This window comes from Caulobacter ginsengisoli (assembly GCF_030814835.1).
GTDB lineage: Bacteria > Pseudomonadota > Alphaproteobacteria > Caulobacterales > Caulobacteraceae > Caulobacter > Caulobacter ginsengisoli.
Window position 1 is genome coordinate 543847 of sequence record NZ_JAUSVS010000002.1, and the last position, 19785, is coordinate 563631.

22 protein-coding genes are annotated in these 19785 nt (G+C 68.4%); 12 read left to right on the top strand and 10 right to left on the bottom strand.

Features of this window, described 5'->3' with window-relative positions:
* Nucleotide 1: 1 nt before the first annotated feature.
* The 4 genes from QO010_RS07985 to trmFO form a co-directional block, all read right to left on the bottom strand.
* The gene (locus QO010_RS07985) at nucleotides 2-388 is read right to left on the bottom strand and encodes a hypothetical protein (protein ID WP_307348019.1); all 387 of its coding nucleotides are present in this window, start codon (nucleotides 386-388) and stop codon (nucleotides 2-4) included.
* A gap of 115 nt (nucleotides 389-503) precedes the next feature.
* Nucleotides 504-2591, bottom strand: coding sequence for a S9 family peptidase (locus QO010_RS07990; RefSeq protein WP_307348021.1), 2088 nt, complete (start codon nucleotides 2589-2591; stop codon nucleotides 504-506).
* A 75-nt stretch (nucleotides 2592-2666) separates the two neighbouring features.
* Nucleotides 2667-3185 (bottom strand): methyltransferase family protein, encoded by a 519-nt coding sequence (locus QO010_RS07995; protein ID WP_307348023.1) that lies wholly within the window; start codon nucleotides 3183-3185, stop codon nucleotides 2667-2669.
* 10 nt (nucleotides 3186-3195) lie between these two features.
* Nucleotides 3196-4602, bottom strand: a complete 1407-nt coding sequence (trmFO, locus tag QO010_RS08000) for a methylenetetrahydrofolate--tRNA-(uracil(54)-C(5))-methyltransferase (FADH(2)-oxidizing) TrmFO (protein ID WP_307348025.1) — start codon at nucleotides 4600-4602, stop codon at nucleotides 3196-3198.
* Nucleotides 4603-4707: 105 nt separating this feature from the next.
* On the opposite strand from trmFO, the gene QO010_RS08005 reads away from it, so the two are divergent.
* On the top strand, nucleotides 4708-5631 hold the full coding sequence (locus QO010_RS08005) for a hypothetical protein (protein ID WP_307348027.1): 924 nt from the start codon (nucleotides 4708-4710) through the stop codon (nucleotides 5629-5631).
* A gap of 85 nt (nucleotides 5632-5716) precedes the next feature.
* Nucleotides 5717-6634, top strand: a complete 918-nt coding sequence (locus tag QO010_RS08010; protein ID WP_307348029.1) for a hypothetical protein — start codon at nucleotides 5717-5719, stop codon at nucleotides 6632-6634.
* Here the strand turns inward: QO010_RS08010 and QO010_RS08015 are convergent.
* Nucleotides 6631-7242: a glutathione S-transferase family protein gene (locus tag QO010_RS08015; protein WP_307348031.1), complete on the bottom strand. Its 612-nt coding sequence runs from the start codon at nucleotides 7240-7242 to the stop codon at nucleotides 6631-6633. The genes QO010_RS08010 and QO010_RS08015 overlap by 4 nt on opposite strands.
* An 86-nt stretch (nucleotides 7243-7328) precedes the next feature.
* Between QO010_RS08015 and QO010_RS08020 the strand changes: the two genes are divergently transcribed.
* From QO010_RS08020 to QO010_RS08030, 3 genes are all read left to right on the top strand, one after another.
* Entirely contained in the window at nucleotides 7329-8216 is an 888-nt protein-coding gene (locus QO010_RS08020) for a hypothetical protein (RefSeq protein ID WP_307348033.1), read from the top strand.
* Nucleotides 8164-8844, top strand: coding sequence for a sulfotransferase family protein (locus tag QO010_RS08025; RefSeq protein WP_307348035.1), 681 nt, complete (start codon nucleotides 8164-8166; stop codon nucleotides 8842-8844). Before QO010_RS08020 ends, QO010_RS08025 begins: the two co-directional genes overlap by 53 nt.
* A 150-nt stretch (nucleotides 8845-8994) precedes the next feature.
* Nucleotides 8995-9921, top strand: a complete 927-nt coding sequence (locus tag QO010_RS08030; RefSeq protein ID WP_307348037.1) for a hypothetical protein — start codon at nucleotides 8995-8997, stop codon at nucleotides 9919-9921.
* Nucleotides 9922-9983: 62 nt separating this feature from the next.
* Here the strand turns inward: QO010_RS08030 and uvrA are convergent, their stop codons facing one another.
* Together uvrA and QO010_RS08040 are read right to left on the bottom strand one after the other, a co-directional pair.
* Nucleotides 9984-12863 (bottom strand): excinuclease ABC subunit UvrA, encoded by a 2880-nt coding sequence (gene uvrA / locus QO010_RS08035; RefSeq protein ID WP_307348039.1) that lies wholly within the window; start codon nucleotides 12861-12863, stop codon nucleotides 9984-9986.
* A gap of 123 nt (nucleotides 12864-12986) precedes the next feature.
* The gene (locus tag QO010_RS08040; RefSeq protein WP_307348040.1) at nucleotides 12987-13514 is read right to left on the bottom strand and encodes a hypothetical protein; all 528 of its coding nucleotides are present in this window, start codon (nucleotides 13512-13514) and stop codon (nucleotides 12987-12989) included.
* 103 nt (nucleotides 13515-13617) lie between these two features.
* Between QO010_RS08040 and QO010_RS08045 the strand changes: the two genes are divergently transcribed.
* From QO010_RS08045 to QO010_RS08055, 3 genes are all read left to right on the top strand, one after another.
* Nucleotides 13618-14055, top strand: a complete 438-nt coding sequence (locus tag QO010_RS08045; protein ID WP_307348042.1) for a DoxX family protein — start codon at nucleotides 13618-13620, stop codon at nucleotides 14053-14055.
* Between the two features lie 64 nt (nucleotides 14056-14119).
* Nucleotides 14120-14329, top strand: a complete 210-nt coding sequence (locus tag QO010_RS08050; protein WP_307348044.1) for a DUF4287 domain-containing protein — start codon at nucleotides 14120-14122, stop codon at nucleotides 14327-14329.
* Between the two features lie 115 nt (nucleotides 14330-14444).
* Nucleotides 14445-14615 carry a hypothetical protein gene (locus QO010_RS08055; RefSeq protein ID WP_307348046.1) on the top strand — a complete coding sequence of 57 codons (171 nt, stop codon included), beginning with the start codon at nucleotides 14445-14447 and terminating at the stop codon, nucleotides 14613-14615.
* Here QO010_RS08055 and QO010_RS08060 read toward each other — a convergent pair.
* Entirely contained in the window at nucleotides 14612-15091 is a 480-nt protein-coding gene (locus tag QO010_RS08060) for a DUF1203 domain-containing protein (protein WP_307348048.1), read from the bottom strand. The two genes, QO010_RS08055 and QO010_RS08060, sit on opposite strands and share 4 nt — an antisense overlap.
* Nucleotides 15092-15201: 110 nt before the next feature.
* Here QO010_RS08060 and QO010_RS08065 point away from each other — a divergent pair, with 110 nt between their 5' ends.
* A complete protein-coding gene (locus QO010_RS08065; RefSeq protein ID WP_307348050.1) occupies nucleotides 15202-15738 on the top strand; it encodes a hypothetical protein in 537 nt (178 codons plus the stop codon).
* Nucleotides 15739-15856: 118 nt separating this feature from the next.
* Complete coding sequence (locus tag QO010_RS08070) at nucleotides 15857-17434, top strand: ABC-F family ATP-binding cassette domain-containing protein (RefSeq protein ID WP_307348051.1); 1578 nt, start codon at nucleotides 15857-15859, stop codon at nucleotides 17432-17434.
* Nucleotides 17435-17443: 9 nt separating this feature from the next.
* Here the strand turns inward: QO010_RS08070 and QO010_RS08075 are convergent, their stop codons facing one another.
* Entirely contained in the window at nucleotides 17444-17845 is a 402-nt protein-coding gene (locus QO010_RS08075) for a PaaI family thioesterase (protein ID WP_307348052.1), read from the bottom strand.
* 56 nt (nucleotides 17846-17901) lie between these two features.
* Here QO010_RS08075 and QO010_RS08080 point away from each other — a divergent pair, with 56 nt between their 5' ends.
* Nucleotides 17902-18471 carry a TetR/AcrR family transcriptional regulator gene (locus QO010_RS08080; RefSeq protein ID WP_307348054.1) on the top strand — a complete coding sequence of 190 codons (570 nt, stop codon included), beginning with the start codon at nucleotides 17902-17904 and terminating at the stop codon, nucleotides 18469-18471.
* A gap of 52 nt (nucleotides 18472-18523) precedes the next feature.
* Nucleotides 18524-19234, top strand: a complete 711-nt coding sequence (locus QO010_RS08085) for a division plane positioning ATPase MipZ (RefSeq protein ID WP_307348056.1) — start codon at nucleotides 18524-18526, stop codon at nucleotides 19232-19234.
* 11 nt (nucleotides 19235-19245) lie between these two features.
* Here the strand turns inward: QO010_RS08085 and QO010_RS08090 are convergent, their stop codons facing one another.
* Entirely contained in the window at nucleotides 19246-19770 is a 525-nt protein-coding gene (locus QO010_RS08090) for a surface-adhesin E family protein (RefSeq protein WP_307348058.1), read from the bottom strand.
* Nucleotides 19771-19785 lie beyond the last annotated feature (15 nt).

Consider the following 19785-nt stretch of genomic DNA (forward strand, 5'->3'; position numbering starts at 1 on the left):
GCTACTTGAAGACCGGATCGGGCGAGACCTTCTCGGCCACCACCGAGCACTTGTAGGCCGTCGCATTGTGGTTGTAGCAGATGGCGATCGCCTGATAGCGGCCCCGGCCCGACACGATATAGGAGACCTGGGTTTCGGCCTTGGCGGCGGTCGTGTCCACCACGTCCCGGCCGTTGACGTTCAGCACGATCCGCGTGGTGTTGCCGTTGATGGTGTCGACGGTGAGGTTGCTGGCGGTGATCTTCACCATCACATCGCCCTCGATGCTGAATGAAGTCTGGGCCCAGTCCTTGCCCTCCAGGCCAGGCGGCGTGATCTGGGCGAAGGCGGCCGAACCGGCCATGGCCAACGCCATGGCGAGCGCCGGCATGCGGAAAAGCGATTTCATCTTGGTGTTCCCCGGACAAGCTTCTCTGTTGAAGCCCGCCGGGAAACTAGGTCGGCCGCCGCCGCCGCCGCCGCGACCGTGACCGGAGTCACGCCGCGACGGATTTTACGCAAGATCAGGACTTCGGCGCGTCAGGGCCGGTCCAGCGGGCCAGCCAGTCGAGCACCGTGTCATGCCATTGCACGCTGTTCTGGGGCTTGAGGACCCAGTGGTTCTCGTCGGGGAAGTAGAGGAACTGGCTCTCGATCCCCTTGCGCTGCAGGGTCCCGAAGGTGGCCAGGGCTTCTTCCAGCGGCACCCGATAGTCGCGGCCGCCCTCGACCACCAGCATCGGCTTGGTCCAGTTGGCGATCTTGTTGACCGGATTGAACTTGTCGTAGCCGTCCGGGTTGCTCCAGACCGGCCCGCCGTTCTCCCACTCGCTGAACCACAGTTCCTCGGTCGAGGAGCCCATGAACTTGGTGTCGAACAGCCCGTCGTGATTGACGAAGCACTTCCAGGGCTGGTTCCAGGTCCCGGCGATCCAGTTGACCATGTAGCCGCCGTAGGAGCCGCCCAGCGCGCAGGCGCGGTCGCCGTCCAGGAAGCTGTAGCGGGCCAGGGCCGCGGCCCAGCCCTTCTGCAGGTCCTCGAGCGGACGGTCGCCCCAGTGCTGGCTGATGGCGTCGGTGAAGCCCTGGCCGTAGCCGGTCGAGCCGTGGAAATCGATCATCACCACCGCATAGCCGGCCCCGGCATAGGTCTGGGCGTTCCAGCGATAGTGGAAGAGGTTGCCGAAGCTGCCCTGCGGCCCGCCATGGATCAGGAAGGCGACGGGATACTTCTTGGCCGGATCGAAGTTGGCCGGTTTGACCAGGTAGCCGTAGACCTTGTCGCCGTTCCAGCCGGTGAAGCTGAACTGCTCGTACTGGCCCCAGTCGATCTGCTTGGTGATGGCGACATTGGCCTGGGTCAGCTGCACCGGGTTCTGGCCGTTCAGCTCCAGTTTGTAGAGCTGGGCGGGGCTGTCCAGCATGTCCCGGCTGATGACCAGGGCCTTGTCGCCGACCTGCAGTGCGCTGACACGGCCATCGCCCGTCAGGGCCTTCACATCGCCGCTGGCGACATTGATCGCGAACACCTTGGTCTGGCCGATGTCCTCGGCGGTGACATAGAGGGTCTTGCCGTCCTCGGACCAGGCGATGCTGTCGGCCGAGCGGTCCCAGCCGGGGGCCACCTCGCGGCTCTCGCCGGTCGCCACGTCGCGTACCCAGATTCCCAGCCGGTCGGCCTCGAAGGTCGGGCGTTTCATGGCCCGATAGGCCAGGAACCTGCCGTCCCGCGAGAACACCGGGCCGGTGTCCATGGCTTCGTTGGAGGCGGTCAGGTTGACCGGCGCACCGCCCGTCAGGTCGACCTGCCAGAGATCGAAATTGGTGCTCCAGGCCTCGGTCTTGCCGGCCAGGCGGGCCGAGAACACCACGCCGCGCGAGTCGGGGGTGAAGACGAAGTCGGCGTCGTCGCCGAACGGCTTGCTGGGAATGTCGCCGTCGAAGCCCCTGGTGATGTCGACGGGGCCGTCGGCGGTGATGCCCTTCTCGTCGAAGGTCAGGGCGAAGAGGTGGTTGCGGGTGCCGTCCGCCCAGGTATCCCAGTGGCGCACGAACAGGCGGTCATAGAGGACGCCGCTGGTCTTGACGCCCTTCTTGGCCTCCAGGCGGGCCTGGGTGCAGGCCAGGTCCGGACAGTCGGGGAAGACCGGCTGGTCGACCACCAGCGTCCGGCCATTGGGCGAGACGCGGAAGGCGCCCACGTCAAAGGGAAGTTTGGTGACCTGGCTGGCGCCGGTCTCGCCGATCTCGGTGCGCCAGACCTGGTTGCTGCCCGACCGGCTGGAGAGGAAGTAGAGGGTCTTGCTGTCGCGGCCCCAGCGCGCGCCGGTGGCGCCGCCTTCGGAAGCCGGCAGCAGGCGCGGGGTCGGGGTCTTGTCCTTCAGGTCGACGACCCACAGCTGGTGGCTCGACTTGTTGGCCTCGTAATCGACCACCCGCAGATCGTAGACGGCCCAGCGGCCGTTGGGCGAGACCTGCGGATCGCTGACCCGGTCCAGGGTCGCCATGTCCCGGGCGGTGAAGGGCCGGGCGTCGGCCATTCCCCCAAACGCGAGAGCCCCACAGGCCAAGGTGAGCGACGCCGCGGCCAGCAGGCGGATGGAAATTTTCATTCTGGGCGGTTCCCCGTGAATATCGTGCGGTTTGTGGGGCGCACCCTAATGATCGCTTGCGCCCGATGCCAGGGCTCAGGGTCGGTCTTTGTCGTCGGGAGTCCAGGCCTTGCGGCGCGGCAGCCAGGCGGGCACGGCGGCGGCGTATTTCGGCCAGTCCTCGGGATAGGCGCCGCGCAGGGTCGGCTCCTCATAGACCTTGACGAAGACCGCGAAGGCCACGGCGATGACGGCGGCGTAGACGAGCAGCCAGAGGTTGGCCAGAGCCAGGGCCTGGCCCAGCAGGATAGCCAGCACCGCCAGGTACATCGGGTTGCGGACATGGCGGTAGAGGCCTTCGACCACCAGTTTCTGGGTCGGCGCCATCGGGGCCGGCGTGCCCTCGCCCTGCAGGGCGAAACGGACGAAACAGCCGATCAGGGCCAGCAGGCCCAGGGTGACCAGGGTCAGGCCCAGCGGGATCATCAGCGGGTGGTCGTCGGTCAGCGGGCCCGGGCGCCAGCCGCTGATCCAGGCCGGAATGGCGAACCCGACAATCCCCGGGGCCAGCAGGAAGAAGGCGATCGAGCCCAGGATGGCGCGGTTTCGGGTCATGAAGGCTCTCTTACTCCGCGGCGGCCGAGGCGACTGCGCCGCGCCAGGCGTCAAGGTCGTCCAGGGCGCGCAGGGAGGCAAGCCGCTTGCGGGCCCGGCCTCGCTCGGCCGGCTTCAGGCGGCGGCCATCGTCGGCCTTCTTCGGCGTGGCGTCCTCGATGGGCGGCAACAGGCCGTAGTTGATGTTCATCGGCTGGAAGCTGGCGGGCTGGCCTTCGAGGTGGCCGCCGGTGATGTGGTTGACCAGGGCGCCCAGCGCCGTGGTGGCCGGCGGGGCTTCCAGGGCCTGGCCCAGGCGCTCGGCGGCGGCCAGGCGGCCGGCCAGCAGCCCGATGCCGGCGCTTTCGACATAGCCCTCGACCCCGGTGACCTGGCCGGCGAAGCGCAGGCGGGGTTGGACCTTCAGCCGCAGCTGGCGGTCCAGCAGGCGGGGGCTGTTGAGGAAGGTGTTGCGATGCAGCCCGCCCAGCCGGGCGAACTGGGCGTCCTGCAGGCCCGGGATGGTGCGGAAGACCTCGGTCTGGGCGCCGTGCTTCAGCTTGGTCTGGAAGCCCACCATGTTCCACAGCGTGCCCAGGGCGTTGTCCTGTCGCAGCTGGACGATGGCGTAGGCCTTCTCGGTAGGATTATGGGCGTTGGTCAGGCCCACCGGCTTCATCGGGCCGTGGCGCAGGGTCTCGCGGCCGCGCTCGGCCATCACCTCGATGGGCAGGCAGCCGTCGAAATAGGGGACGTTCTCCCACTCCTTGAACTCGGACTTGGGCCCGGCCATCAGGGCGTCGATGAAGGCCTCGTACTGGGCCTTGTCCATCGGACAGTTGATGTAGGCGGCTGCGTCGCCCCCCGGGCCTTCCTTGTCGTAGCGTGACTGGCGCCAGGCCACGCTCATGTCGATGCTGTCGAGATGGATGATCGGTGCGATGGCGTCGAAGAAGGCCAGCTGGCCCTCGCCGGTCAGGTCCAGGATGGCCTGCGCCAAGGCCGGAGAGGTGAGGGGGCCGGTGGCGACGATGACGCTGTCCCAGTCGGCGGGCGGCAGGCCGGCGATCTCCTCGCGGGCGATGGTGATCAGCGGATGGGCCTCGATGCGCCGGGTGACCTCGGCCGAGAAGCCGTCGCGGTCGACCGCCAGCGCCCCGCCGGCCGGCACCTGGCTGAGGTCGGCGGCGGCCATGATCACCGAGTCCAGCCGCCGCATCTCGGCGTGCAGCAGGCCCACGGCATTGTGCTCCCAGTCGTCGGAGCGGAACGAGTTGGAGCAGACCATCTCGGCCAGGCCGTCGGTCTGGTGGGCGTCGGTGCCGCGAATGGGCCGCATCTCGTGCAGGATCACGGGCGCCCCGGCCTGGGCCGCCTGCCAGGCGGCCTCCGAGCCGGCCAGGCCGCCGCCGATGACGTGGATGGGTTTTTGGGTCATGGCGTCTCAATAGGCGTGGTGGGCGCCAGGGCCAAGCCGGTTGCGATGGCGCCCGCGCCCGTTTTGTGATGCTGTCGGCAAAACGGAGTTCTTCGGGAGGGGCTCATGGCTAAATTCGACGTGGCCGACGCCGCATTGGCGGGGTTCGGTGTGATCCGGCGCAAGCCGCTGGCGGTGCTGGTCTGGGGGCTGGTGATCTATGTGCTGGCCATCGTGCCGGCCATCGGCATCATCGGCGCGCTGTTCAATTTCGTCCATCAGATGAGCGAGATCGCCCGCAGCGGCGTCGAGCCCAGTCCACATGATATCCTGAGGGCGGAGAGCCAGCTCTTCTTCCAGAATCCGCTGGCGACGATCGGCAGCCTGCTGGTGCGGGTCCTGCTGGCGGCGGCGATCTGCCGGGCCGTCGTGACGCCCAAGGACGACCGCTTCTTCTATCTGCGGCTGGGTCGGGGCGAGCTGATGCTGGCCCTGGTCATCATCGTCGCCGCCGTCCTGCTGACCCTGGCCATCATGGTCTATGCGGGCGTGGCCGTGGCGCTGGGCTTCCTGGCCTACAAGATTTCGCAGGGCGTCATGATCGCTTGGTGCATCATCGCCGCCATTGGCTACATCGTTGGCCTGATCTGGGTGCTGCTGCGCTTCTCGCTGATCGCCCCCGCCAGCGTCATCGAGAAGGAATTCCGCCTGTTCGAGTCCTGGCGGCTGACCAAGGGTCACGCCGGTTCGCTGTTCCTGGTTGGCCTGCTCAACCTGGTCGTTGTCTTCCTGGTTCAGTCCCTGCTCAGCGCCCTGCTGTTTGGGGTGGGCGGGGTGGCGCTGATCAGCACCAACGCCATGGGCAGTCTCACCGAGGCCAACATCGAGGCCTTCTTCAGCCAGCCGCCCGGCGTGGTCACCCAGCAACTCCTGCCCTGGTTCCTGGGGTTGGGGCTGATCGTGGCGATGGTCGCCTCGGTGATGATCACCGTGGCGATGGCGCCCTGGGCCCATGTCTACAAGGCGCTGACGGAGCCGGTGGAGGGTTAATTCGTTAAGGGGTTTGAGAGGCCCGGCGGTCTAGACTGAAAGTCCGGGCGATTCGTCCGTTCAATTCAGTCTCAGACCGTTGCGCATGTCCGACTTTTCGCCAACCGACGCCGCCTTCGAGGGCTTCAGGATCATCCGGGACAAACCCGGCGCGACGCTGGGCTGGACGGCCTTCGGCTTCCTCTGGTTCCTGCTGCTGGTCGGGGTGCTGTCCACGGGTCTGCTGACCCACCTGACCGAGATCAGCCGCGAGCTGCGGCCCACGGGCGGCGGCCGCGACTGGGAAGAACTGGCCGCCCGGTTCGGCCCGGCCGCCACGGTGGGCTTCATCCTGTCGTTCGCCATCTACTGCATCATCAAGTCGGCCATCTACCGGGCGGTGCTGCATCCCGACTGGCGGGGCCTGTCGCACCTCAATCTGGGCAAGGACGAGCTGAGGGTCTTCGGGGTCGAGCTGGCCTCGCTGCTGATCCTGGCCGCCTACTGGGCCATCGGTTTCGCCCTGGTGGTGCTGGTCACCCAGCCGCTGGCCTGGCCGCTGCGGTTCCCGATCCGGCTGCTGCTGGGCTTTGTGCTGATGGCGGGCTGGGTGTGGTGGGGCGTTCGGCTGGCCCTCAACAAGGTAGCCTCCTATGCCGAGGCCCAGGTGAGCGTCTTCGGATCCTGGGCTCTGACCCGGGGCCGGTTCTGGCCGTTGCTGGGCATGTTCCTGGCCGCCGGCGTGATGGGCGTGCTGCTGGCCCTGTTCGGGCTGGCGGTCACCCTGGGCGTCATCCGGGCGGTCGGCCTCAGCGCCAAGGGCGCCGTCGAAGGGCATCTGGACGTGGCCGGGGCCCTGGCGGCGCTGGGCAAGATCCTGCTGGCGGCGGCGGTCAACATCCTGGCGCTGATCCTGCAGCTGACCATCACCATCGCCCCGACTGCCCGAGCCTATGAGCGCATCAAGGCCGCCGGCGCCGCGCCGCCTTTAGCGTCCGCCGACGCTGCGCCGGCAACGGCCTAAGCGTTGGCGCTGGGCCGCGCCGCCAGGCCTTCCCGCCAGGCCGCCAGGTGCGTCGCTTCCGCCGGCGGCTCCAGCCCGGTGAAGCCGGCGAAGTCCAGGGTGGTCTGGGCGACGATGTCGGCCATGCTGTAGCGGCCCGCCAGATAGGGTCGGCCGTCGGCCAGTTCCCGGTCTAGCCACAGGCAGACGCGGGCGAAGATCTCGCGGTTGGACTCGCCGAACTCGCGGTTCTGGGTCAGCAGGGCGGCGGTGAGCGGGTGGGCGTGGCGCCAGAACATGCCGACCGGCGTCATCAGCTGAAACTCGATGCGGCGGATCCACATGTCGATCAGCGCCGCCTCCAGGGGCGTTTCGCCAAACAGCTTGGGCCCCTCGCAGGTGGCATCCAGATAGCGGCAGATCGAGACGCTTTCCGAGATCATCGTGCCGTCGTCCAGTTCCAGCACCGGCACCTGGCCCAGGCTGTTGCGGGCCTTGTGCTCGGCGCTCTTGTGCTCGCGCTCGCGCAGGTTGACCCGGGTCTCGGGCAGGTCGATCCCCTTCTCGGCGATGAAGATGCGCACCCGGCGCGGATTGGGGGCGGGGTTTCGCTCGCCGTAGAAGATCATGGGTCGGCTCCGTTGGAAGAGCGCTTGTTGCCGACGGGGCGGGGTGTGTCTAGTCTCGCCTGATAGGTGAACCGCAGGGGGCTGCGATGAAGGTCAATGTTGGCGGCGCTGTCGTCGAAGGATTCCGGGTTATCGGGCGCGAGCCGCTCAGCCTGGTCGGATGGGCGCTTGCCCTGGTCGGCTACTATATCGTCCAGTTTGTCGTCGGACTGATCTCCGGCGGGCTGGGCGTGGGCATGATGGCCCAGATGTCCCAGCTCCGGACGGGCCAGTTCAACAGCGGCGCGGTCGGCGGCCTTCTCCTCATGTTCCTGATGATCATGGCGGTGGGTTATATCTTCTTCGGGATCGTCGGCTCGGCGATCTACCGGGCGGTGCTGGACCCGACCGGCAGCCGGGCCTGGGCCCGGATGCGGCTGGGCGCGAACGAGTTTCGCATGGCCCTAACCCTGTTCCTGGTCACCCTGATCTATATCGTCTGGTACATCCTGACGGTGATCGTGCTGTTCATGCTGTTCCGCATGGGCGGCCTTGGCAACCTGCTGGGCTTCATCGCCGGGGTATTCTCAGCCCTGTCCTTCCTATCGCTTTTCGCCTTCGTGGGGCCTATGACGCTGGACAAGGGCCGGATCAGCATCTTCCCGGCCGTCAGCGCCGCGGCGAGCAACTACTGGCGGCTGATGGGCATGAACGCCCTGCTCTGCCTGATGCTGATCGTCCTCTACATCGTGCTGGTCCTGCTGGTCCTCGTCCTCATGGGCGGCAGCATGGCGGCGCTTTCCAGCGGCGATCCGGCCCAGACCGAACAGGCCATTCTGGGCATGTTCACCTCGCCGATCACCATCGTCTCGATCCTGATCGTGGGGCCGCTGCTGGCCGCGGTGGTGCAGGTTCTGTTCGTCAGTCCGGCCGCCCGCGCCTATGCGGACGTCGCTGGCTCCAGTTCGGCCCAGCAGGCCGAAGCGTTTAGCTGAGGGCCCGACTGTGGTGCTGAAAGTCATTGGCGCGGGCCTTGGCCGCACCAGCACAATGTCGCTGAAACTGGCCCTGGAGCAGCTGGGCCTGGGTCGCTGCCACCATATGATGGAGGTGTTCGGCCGGCCGGAGGACATCGACCTCTGGCGGCGGGCCGGAGAGGGCGAGGCGGTCGACTGGGAGGTGCTGTTCGACGGCTTCAGCTGCGCGGTCGACTGGCCTTCGGCCGAGTTCTACGGCGTGCTGGCCCAGCGCTATCCCGACGCCAAGGTGATCCTGACTACCCGCGACGCCGACAGCTGGTTCAGGTCCACCCAGGCGACCATCTTCGCCGATCCGGACTTCAAGAACGCGCCGCCGGGCTTCGCAGCGATGGTCGCGGCGGTGATCGGCCAGAAGTTCGACGGCCGGCTGAACGACCGCGACCACTGCATCGCCGTCTATGAACGCCATAACGCCCAGGTGCGCGCCAGCATTCCCGCGGACCGCCTGCTGGAATACCACCCCGGCCAGGGCTGGGGGCCGCTCTGCGACTTCCTGGGCCTGCCGGTCCCGGAGGCGCCCTATCCAAAGGTCAACAGCACCGAAGAGTTCGTCCAGCGGCAGGCCGCCGCTGGACCCCACTGAGGCGGCCTGGTGGCGCAGCCTGGGCCCGTGATGCGATGTCCGGCCGCCGTATTCGAGTGAGACCGGCGCGAACGAGGGTTTCCTTGGCGGGTGGGACGGCTACCATCGCCCAAACGCCGGCCAGGCCGGCTCGATAGGGAGTAGGGGACCATGGCATTTTCACCATCGGAGGTCGCGTTCGAGGGTTTCCGCCTGGCGCGGCAGCGGCCGCTGACGGTCGTAGCGCTGAGCGTGGTCGGGCTGGCCGCGGCCTTCGCCACCTACTGGGTCATGGGCGCCTCGGGCTACATGCAGGCGGTAAGCCAGGTCGCCGCCGCCGGGCCCAGCGCCGATCCCTCCGCGGCGCTTGGCCTGCTTCGGCCGATGTTCCTCTTCTTCGCCGGCTGTGCGCTGATCGGCTGTGTTTCGACCGCGATTCAGGCCGGCGCCATCTATCGCGGCGTCCTTCGACCGCAGGAGCATGGCTTTCTGGGCCTGTCCTTTGGGGCCGACGAGCTACGGCTGTTGCTGCTGGGCGTGATCCTGGTGCTGCTGGGCACGCTTGTCGGCATCGCGCTGATCATCGTGCTGGCGATCGTGTTGAGCGTCCTGGGCGCTGTTCTGGGCGCGTCGGGCATGGTCGGCGGGGCGATCCTGATGGTCCTGCTCTCCTACGTGGTGATGGGGGTGGTTGCGCTCTGGCTGGGCGTGAAGATGTCGTTCGCCGGGCCGGCCACCTTTGCGCGCCGTGAGCTCAGCGTGTTCGCCAGCTGGTCGCAGACCAGGGGAAATTTCTGGAACCTGCTGGGCTGCTATTTCCTGGCCTTCATCCTGGCCCTGCTGATCGGCTTCATCATGTTCGTCGTCGGAGTGACGGTGGCCAGCGTCGTGGCCGGCGTGCCGTTCATGACCGCGGTGCGCGAGTTCTTCCCGAGCAAGCCGACCGGGTCGATGGACCTCTATTCGCCCGTACGCCTGACCTACACCCTGGTCTCGGCCTTGTTCGGCGGCCTGCTGAACATGGTGCTGATGGCGCCGGCGGCCGAGGCCTATCGCCAGGTCGTTCAGACCGGGACGCAGGCCGACACCTTCAACTGACCCAAACGGTCATAGCGACCAGGCCGGCGCGCGCCGTCGTCGCCGGCCTGTTCGAGTAGCTCTCAGGCCCGCTTCTTGGTCCGCGCCCGGTGCTTGGCCAGCAGTTCGGCCAGGTAGCGGCCGGTCCAGCTGCCCTCGATGGCGGCGATCTGTTCGGGCGTGCCGACCCCGACGATCTCGCCGCCGCCGTCGCCGCCCTCGGGGCCGAAGTCGACCACCCAGTCGGCGGTCTTCACCACGTCGAGGTTATGCTCGATGACCACCACGGTGTTGCCGGCGTCGACCAGCTCGTGCAGCACCTCGAGCAGCTTCTTGACGTCCTCGAAGTGCAGGCCCGTGGTCGGCTCATCCAGGATGTAGAGGGTCCGCCCCGTGGCCCGCTTGCTGAGCTCCTTGGAGAGCTTCACCCGCTGCGCCTCGCCGCCCGACAGGGTGGTGGCCTGCTGGCCGACATGGACGTAGCCCAGCCCGACCCGCTTCAGCGTCTCCATCTTGTCGCGCACCGGCGGCACGGCCTTGAAGAAGTCGGCGGCCTCCTCGACGGTCATGTCCAGGATGTCGGCGATCGACTTGCCCTTGAACAGGATCTCCAGGGTCTCGCGGTTGTAGCGCTTGCCCTTGCAGACGTCGCAGGTGACGTAGACGTCGGGCAGGAAGTGCATCTCGATCTTGATCAGCCCATCGCCCTGGCAGGCCTCGCAGCGGCCGCCCTTGACGTTGAAGCTGAACCGGCCGGGGCCGTAGCCGCGGGCCTTGGACTCCGGCAGTTGGCAGAACCAGTCGCGGATCGGCTGGAAGGCGCCGGTATAGGTGGCCGGATTGGAACGCGGCGTGCGGCCGATCGGGCTTTGATCGATGTCGATGACCTTGTCGAAATTCTCCAGGCCTTCGATCCGCTCGTGTGGGGCCGGGGCGTCGGAGGCATTGTTCAGCCGGCGGGCGGCGGCCTTGTAGAGGGTCTCGATGGTGAAGGTCGACTTGCCGCCGCCCGAGACGCCGGTAATGCAGGTGAAGGTGCCGACCGGGATCTCCGCCGTCACGCTCTTGAGGTTGTTGCCGGTCGCCCCGACCACGCGCAGCACCCGCTTCTTGGAGATCGGCCGGCGCTGGTCGGGCACGGCGATTTCGCGCACGCCCGACAGATACTGGCCGGTGATGCTCCTGGGGTTGGCCATGATGTCGGCCGGCTTGCCCTCGGCGACCAGATGGCCGCCATGGATGCCGGCGGCCGGGCCCATGTCGATGACATGGTCGGCGGTCATGATCGCCTCTTCGTCATGCTCGACGACCAGGACCGAGTTGCCCAGGTCCCGCAGGCCCTTGAGGCTGGTCAGCAGGCGGGTGTTGTCGCGCTGGTGCAGGCCGATACTGGGTTCGTCCAGCACGTAGAGCACGCCGGTCAGGCCTGAGCCGATCTGGCTGGCCAGCCGGATGCGCTGGCTCTCGCCGCCCGACAGGCTGCCGGAATTGCGCGACAGGTTCAGATAGTTGAGGCCGACATCGACCAGGAAGCGCAGGCGGTCGCCGATCTCCTTGAGGATCCGCCGGCCGATCTCCAGCTGCTTGTCGGTCAGGTCCGTCTCGAGGCTGGCGAACCAGTCGCGGGCGTGCAGGATCGACAGGGTCGAGACCTCGGCGATATTGCGGCCGCCGATCTTGACTGCCAGGGCCTCGGGCTTGAGGCGCGCGCCGTGGCAGACATCGCAGGGGGTGTCGGACTGGTAGCGGCCCAGCTCCTCGCGCACCCAGCTGGAATCGGTCTCGCGCCAGCGGCGCTCCAGGTTGGGCAGCACGCCCTCGAAGGGCTTGTTGACCTCATATTTGCGGGCGTTGTCGTCATAGACGAAGTGGATCTTCTCGGTCCCGGTCCCGTAGAGCACCACCTCGCGGGCCTTGTCCGGCAAGGCGTGCCAGGGCTGGTCCATCGAGAAGTCGTAGTGGCGGGCCAGCGCCTGCAGGGTCTGGGTGTAGAGCGGGGAGGGCCCCTTGGCCCAGGGCGAGACGGCGCCCTTGTGCAGGCTCTTGTCCTTGTCCGGCACGATCAGGTCGGCGTCGAAGGCCAGCTTGGCGCCCAGGCCATCGCAGGCCGGGCAGGCGCCGGCCGGATTGTTGAACGAGAAGAGGCGCGGCTCGATCTCGGCGATGGTGAAGCCGCTGACCGGGCAGGCGAAGCGCTCGGAGAACAGCATCCGCCGGGGCTCGCCGCCGGAACCGTCATCCGCCCATTCAGCCACCGCGATGCCGTCCGCGAGGCGGAGCGCCGTTTCGAGGCTGTCGGCGTAGCGGGTCTCAAGGCCTTCCTTGGTGACCAGCCGGTCCACGACGATGTCGATGTCGTGCTTGAACTTCTTGTCGAGCTCGGGCGCGTCCTCGATCGGATAGAGGGTCCCGTCGATCTTCAGCCGCTGGAAGCCGGCCTTGCGCCACTCGGCGATCTCCTTGCGGTACTCGCCCTTGCGGTCGCGGACCACGGGAGCCAGCAGGTAGATGCGCTCGCCCTCGGGTAGGGCGGTCAGCTTGTCGACCATCTGGCTGATGGTCTGGCTCTCGATGGGCAGGCCCGTCGCCGGGCTATAGGGGATGCCGACCCGCGCCCAGAGCAGGCGCATGTAGTCGTGAATCTCGGTCACCGTGCCGACGGTCGAGCGCGGATTGCGGCTGGTGGTCTTCTGCTCGATGGAGATGGCGGGCGAGAGGCCCTCGATCAGATCGACGTCCGGCTTGCTCATCAGCTCCAGGAACTGCCGGGCATAGGCTGACAGGCTCTCGACGTAACGGCGCTGGCCCTCGGCATAGATGGTGTCGAAGGCGAGCGACGACTTGCCCGACCCCGACAGGCCGGTGATCACCACCAGCTCGCCGCGCGGGATGTCGACATTGACGTCCTTGAGATTGTGCTCGCGGGCGCCGCGCACACGGATGAAGTCGAGCTGTTCGGCCATGGGGTCTTTGGTAACGCGGGAGTTGGGAACGGGTTGTCAGGGCTCGCGCGTACGCGAGACGCAAGCGGCTATATGTAGTGCGCAGACTCGCCGATTGCACAAGAACATTTTGAGAACTTCATCTCAGCGGGCCCGCTTGGCGGCGTCGGCCAGCATGGCGGTCAGCCCGACAACCGTGGGAATCGTCGGAAACCGGGGATCGGCGTCGCAGACATTGCGCAGGACCAGCGCCAGCTCGCTATCGGCCTGCGCCTTCTCCCAGGGCTGGGGACTGTCGTAATAGTCCAGCTGCTCGCCATCCGCCGCGTGCAGGGCGCCGCGCTGCAGACTGAAGCGCCGGCCCTCGCAGTCGAACAGATAGAGGCCGCCCGCATAGGCCGCCGTCTTGCCCTTGAAGGGCCAGGGCGTGACGAAGGCGTCGATCACCCAGACCGCCAGCAGGCCATCCGCCTGTGGCGCTTCGGGCAGGGTGTGATAGCCGATCGACCGGCCGGCCGCCTTGTTGTCGGACTCGGCGACGTAGAGCAGCCGGGCGTTGACCGGGATGTCCCGTTCCAGGCGGCTGGCCGGGGCGGTCATCTGGGTCTGAAGTTGCGCCCGGGCGGGCGCCGCGCAGGCCAGCATCGCCAGCAGAATAAGGATCAGCCGCATCGGTCCCCCCCGTGGACAGTCCGGAAGCCATATCGCGAGGCGCGAGCCAGTTCCACCGGCGCGGCTGATCCAGGGCCGGCGCGGCTTCGTATTTCTGGAGTCGATGATCGTTCAGAGCCTTCCCGCCGCGCGCCGCGCCCCAATCCCGGGCCAGGCCCAGCTGTGGGTCTGCCGGACCCTCGGCCCGGCCTATGCCGCCTTCGGCGTCTTCCACCTGGTCGCCAGCCAGAGGTTTCTGCCGATCATGCCGGACTGGGTCCCGTACCCGCTGCTGGTCATCCAACTCACCGGCCTGGCCGAGATCGCCGGCGGGTTGGGCCTGCAGATTCCGGCTCTGCGGCGCTGGGCGGGGATCGGGCTGGCGCTGTATGCGGTCTGCGTCTTCCCGGCCAACCTTCACCACGCCTTCGACCATGTGACGGTGCCGGGGCTGCCGAGCAACTGGTGGTACCACGGGCCTCGGCTCGCCCTGCAGCCGGTGCTGGTCTGGCTGGCCCTGGTGGCGGCGGGCGTGGTGCGGTGGCCAACGAAAAATGGCTGAATCACCCCCTGGACCAGCCTGAGCTGGCTATGCCAGCTTGCCGCCGCAACGGGAGACGCTTCGAATGGTCAAGGCCGAGTATTGGGATGTCACCGACGCCCAGGTGATCGAGAAGACCGGCCAGCCCCTGGCCCACTGGATGGGCGTGCTGGAGGCGTTCGGGGCGCGGGACAAGCCGTCCAAGGCGGCCGTGGATCTGCTGCAGAACGACCACGGCGTTCCCCGCTACTGGGCCCGCACCCTGACCACCCACCACCTGAAGCAGGGCCAGTAGGCGTTTACCAAACCTGATCGCCAAGGCTTGATCTCGGGTTGCGCGGCAGGTCTTGCGGCGGCTTCGGAAAGGGACAACGATCAGGGTCCGATCGATCCACCCTGGAGATTCCGCCATGGCCGACCCCACCAACGACGACACGCCCGATCAGGAAGCCGAAGTCGGCAAGCGCGAGGAACTGCAGCGGCCCCACAAGGGCGTCAAGGACGCCGGCCACACCGTCGTGGGCGCCGGCGACGAGCCGTTCAGCGGCACCATCGCCGACATCACCGACGGCGACCGCTAGGCCCGGTCCACCCGCGCCGCGAAGCAGCCGCGCCGGGCGTAGTGGGCGTGCAGGTAGGCCGTGCGCGGGTCGGCGAAGAACCGCTCGATCATCGCGGGCAATTCAGCGCCCTCAACCACCTCGGCGTCGATCATCATGTCCTCGGCGTCGAAGGCCCGCAGGGCCAGCAGGCGCACGGCCAGGGCCGGGGGAACCTCATCGACATAGCGGGCGGCGGGCGCGGCGGTCTCGCGGACATAGATGGCGTGGCGGCTGCGGTAGGGGGTGTCGACCGCCAGATGCTCGTGATTGAGCAGCAGCACCGTCTCGCCGGGCTCGGCGTCCTCCAGGGTGATGCGGCAGGGCGCGCTGGGCTTGGTCTCCACCGCGACGCGGATAACGCCCTGGGCGGCGAGCACGGCTTCGGGCTGGCCAAACAGTTGGGCGAAGGGGGCAGGGTCGAGGCCGGTGATGGCGTAGGGCGTCTTTGGGGTCATGACGAGGCTCCTCTGCGATGAGGAGTCCAGTCTGAGCTTGCGCCGAGGGGTGGGCGACCCGATCCTTGCGGTCGGTTTCCGAATGAGGCGGCCAACTGGAGAGGAATGCGATGCGCTTGGCGATCCTGGCGGCGATGGCGGTTCTGGCGACCGCGGGGGCCGCGCCGGCCGGTGTCTCAGAATTCGAGATTTTCCAGAAGATCTGCATCGAGCACCCCCACGACATGGCGGCGGCGGAAACGGTGGCCCGAAGTCTGGGCTTCAACGACGATGGCCGGCCCACCGATAGGGATCCCGCTACCGGCGCCCGGGTCGTCAACCTGCAGATGGGGGCGGGCGCCAATCTGATCCTCGTCGGGGTCGACGAAAAGCCTACCCTTCAGGATCCGTCACTCCTGATCTACCGGTGCGGCATCATCAAATTCGGCAGCCACCCCGAGTTGGGGACCGATCTGCAGCAATGGACCGGCGCCGAGCCGGGAACGACTCCCGGGGGCCTGCAGACCTACAGCTACGCTGTCGCGGGCGACTGGACCCGCGCTGTGTCAGGCTCGACGGTTGCCGGAAAGCCGCATGTCACTCTGCTTTTCGGGGACAACGAGGGGACCTCAAATCTGCTCATGCTGGATTTCCGCAAGGCGCCCTGACCGCCTTGCCCACGCGCCGGCGGCGGCCTATATCGCCGGGCTCATCCGATGGAGGCGACCATGATCATGAGGACGGAAGACCGCAGAGCCCTTCCCCTCGATCCGATCGTGAGCCGCCATGTCTATCGTCACCCTGGACAATCTCGCCGTCGCCACGCCTGACGGCCGCGTCCTTTTCGAAAACCTGAGCCTGACGCTGGGCGCCGAGCGCACCGGCCTGGTCGGCGCCAACGGCGTGGGCAAGTCGACCCTGCTGGCCATCGTGGCCGGCGAGCGGGCGCCCGCCGCCGGAACCGTCGCGTGCAACGGGCGGATCGGTGTCCTGCGCCAGACCCTGAGCCCGCCGCCGGGCGCCAGTGTCGCCGACCGGCTGGGCATTGCCGAGGATCTGGCGCGGCTGGCCCGGGCCGAAGCGGGCGAGGCCGACGCCGACGACCTGGCCCTGGCCGACTGGGACCTGGAGGCGCGGGTCGCCGAGGGCCTGGCCGATATGGGTCTGGCGGGGCTGGCGCTCGACCGTCCGGCCGCGTCCCTGAGCGGCGGGCAGCTGACCCGGCTGGACCTGGCCGGATTGTTGATCGCCCGGCCCGACCTGATCCTGCTGGACGAGCCGACCAACAACCTGGACGCGGCGGCGCGGGCCCAGGTCGCGAGCCTGCTGCGCGGCTGGCGGGGCGGGGCGCTGGTGGTCAGCCATGACCGCGCGCTGCTGCGCGAGATGGACCGCATCGTCGAGCTGTCGAGCCTGGGGGCGCGGGTCTATGGCGGCCATTACGACCTCTATGCCGAGCGCAAGGCGGCCGAGCGGGCCGCTGCCGAGCGCGGCCTGGACCTGGCCGAACGCGAGGCCGACCGGGCGGCGCGCGAGGCGCAGCAGGCGCTGGAGCGCAAGGCCCGCCGCGACGCCGCCGGCCGCAAGTTCGCCGCCAAGGGCAGCGAGCCGAAGATTCTGCTGGGGGCCATGGCCGAGCGGGCCGAGAACAGCGGGGCGCGCGGTCAGCAGCTGGCCGAACGCAGGCGGGCCGCCGCCGCTGAAGCTATCGAGGCGGCCCAGGCCCAGGTCGAGCGGGTGCGCACCCTGGCCTTCGACCTGCCGCCCAGCGGACTGGCGGCGGGCAAGATGGTGTTGGCCTTTGAGGACGTCGGCTTCGGTTACGGCGGCGCGCCGGTGCTGGAGGGCGTGTCGCTGAAGCTCACCGGCCCGGAGCGGGTGGCGGTGGTCGGGCCGAACGGCTCGGGCAAGACCACCCTGCTGCGGCTGGCGGCCGGCGAACTGGCGCCGACGGCCGGGACGGTGCGGCGGGGCGCGTGGGCGGTGCTGGTGGACCAGCAGACGGCGGTGCTGGGGCAGGCGGGCAGCGTGCTGGACGCCTTCCAGAGGCTGAACCCGGGCGCCGGCCTCAACGCCGCGCACGCCGCCCTGGCGCGGTTCCTGTTCCGCAACAGCGCCGCCCATCAGGCGGTGGCCTCCTTGAGCGGCGGCGAGCGGCTGCGGGCGGCCCTGGCCTGCGTGCTGTCGGGCGTTGAGCCGCCGCAGCTCTTGATCCTGGACGAGCCGACCAACCACCTGGACCTCAGCAGCCTGGAGGCGGTGGAGGCGGCGTTGCGCGGCTATGACGGCGCGATCCTGGCCGTCAGCCACGACGCCGACTTCCTGGCCGCCATCGGTGTGGAACGGGAGATCAGGTTGGGGTGAGGCTGGGGACTACTTCAGCACCTGAAACGTGGCGTTGGCGCGCGCGCAGGCGACGCCGTCCGCGGTGATCAGGGCCTGGGCGAAGCACAGGGAGCGCCCGCGCTTGACGACCGTGACCTCGATCGCCACCCATTGGCCGACCCTGGCCGTGCCCAGATAGTCGATGGCCAGGTTGACGGTGACCAGGCCGCTCGGCGCATCCAGCCCCTGACCGCAGGAAAGGCCCATGGCATTGTCCGCCAGGGCGGCGATGACGCCGCCATGCACGAAGCCGCGGCTGTTGGCGTGGGCCTCGCCGGCCCAGAAGCCGATCCAGACGGCGTCATCGGTCCGCCGGCTGTAGATCGGCTCCCAGGGATCGGTGACCCGGCTCTTGCGGAAGTGGGGCTGGTAGCCTTCCGGCGGGTCCATTGGTTTTTCATCCGAACTCATATAGACCAGTCTATATAGATTCTGAGGACTAGCAATTGCCCACGCCCCCCAAACACCGACAGGCCATCGTCACGGCGGCGGCGACGCTGTTCCGGCGGCGGGGCTATGCGGGGACGGGGCTCAACGACATCGTGGCGCGCAGTGGGGCGCCGAAGGGTTCGCTCTACCACTACTTCCCAGCCGGCAAGGCGGCGATCGGCGAGGCGGCGGTGCGCCAGGCGGGGGCGCTGGTCGAGCGCACCCTGGAACGGCTGGCCGCCGAGGCGCCGGACGCCGGCGCTCTGATGGTGAGCTATTGCGGCTGGCTGGCCCACTGGATGGGCCAGTCCGGCTGGCGCGACGGCTGCCCCATCGCCACGACCCTGCTGGAGACGGCGGGCGAGGAGGAGGCGATCCGGGCGGCGGGACAGGCGGTCATGGCCGGCTGGGTGGAGGTGGTGGCTGGCCGGCTGGTCGCCGACGGACACGAACCTGAAGCAGCAGGGCGGCTGGCGGGGTTCGGCGTCTCGGCCCTGGAAGGGGCGCTGCTGCGGGCCCGGGTCGAACGGGACGCCGGGCCGATCCTCGAGGCGGCGGAGATGCTGGGGCGGCTGTACCGGCTTTAGGCACGGCTCCTGCTGCGGGGGACCCGATATGTGTCATTCGGGGACTTTGGCTTTGAAGACGCTTGCAGTGTTGTCCCGCAAGGGCGGGACCGGAAAAACCACCGTGGCGCTGCATCTGGCGGTCGCCGCCCAGCGCGCGGGGCGTCCGGCGGCAATGGCCGACCTCGACCGGCAGCACAGCCTGGTCGAATGGCGCCGGCGTCGACCCCTGGGCGGGCCTGAGGTCGCCGAGTGCAAGGCCGGGGCGCTGTTCACCCTGCAACAGGCCGCCAGCCGCGCCGCCGACCTGCTGATCGTCGACACCGGACCGGCCAGCGACGAGACCACCGACCACGCGGTGCGCTGCGCCGATCTCTGCCTGATCGTGGTTAGGCCTTGCTTTTTCGACATCCATGCGGTCGCCGAGAGCGCCGAGCTGGTCAAGCGGATGGGCCGGCCGGGCCTGCTGGTCATCAACCAGGCCCCCTCGCGCCGCAACGGCGTGGAGATGCGCTCGGTGGGCGAGGCGGTGCGGGCGCTCAAACCCCTGGGCCTGCCGATCTCGCCGATCGGCCTGCGCTCACGGGCCGCCTACCAGCATGCCGAGGCCAGCGGGCTGGCGGCCCAGGAACTGGATCCGGATTCCGCCGCCAGCGCCGAGATCGGCGCCCTGTGGCGGCATGTGGAAAGCCTGTTGTGGTCCTCGGCCGAGCTTCAGTCGCGTTCGACGGCGTGGCCGTTCCAGCGGGCCGAGGCCATGGCCATGGCGGCGCCGGCCGAGTAGCCAGCGACGGGCTATTGTGCGTGGAGGCGTCGATGGGCGTCCTGCTGGGCCGCGGCCACGCCCTGAACCTTGGCGTTGTCCAGGACCGTCCCGCCGTCGCACAGCACGCGCGCCTCGGCGTCCGGTAGCGTACCCGGCTTGATGGGTTGGGCGATATCGGGCGTTGTCTGGCCGGCGCCGATGCCGTCCGGGTCATAGAAGGCGAAATAGAGCTGCCGATAGGTGCGGGTCCGGCAATCGATCGTCTGGAAGATCATCGACTGCGACACGATGACGTGGCCGTATTGAGGGGGGTCCCAGACCAGATAAGTCCAGAAACGGACGACATCTTCGTCGGCGGCGACTCCATCGAGCACCAGGTAGATGACGCCGCCCTGCTCTGCCAGGACGAAGACCGCCTGCAGCGGACCCGTCGGCAGCGCCGGTTCTTCGCCGCTCGGCGGGATCGGAATGGGATCGGCTGGCGCCGAAAGGGCGGCCCCAGCCGTGACGGTCAGGCAGGCGGACATCAGCGCGGCGGTTAGGGCGCATCTCATGCGGGCGTCCCTCGA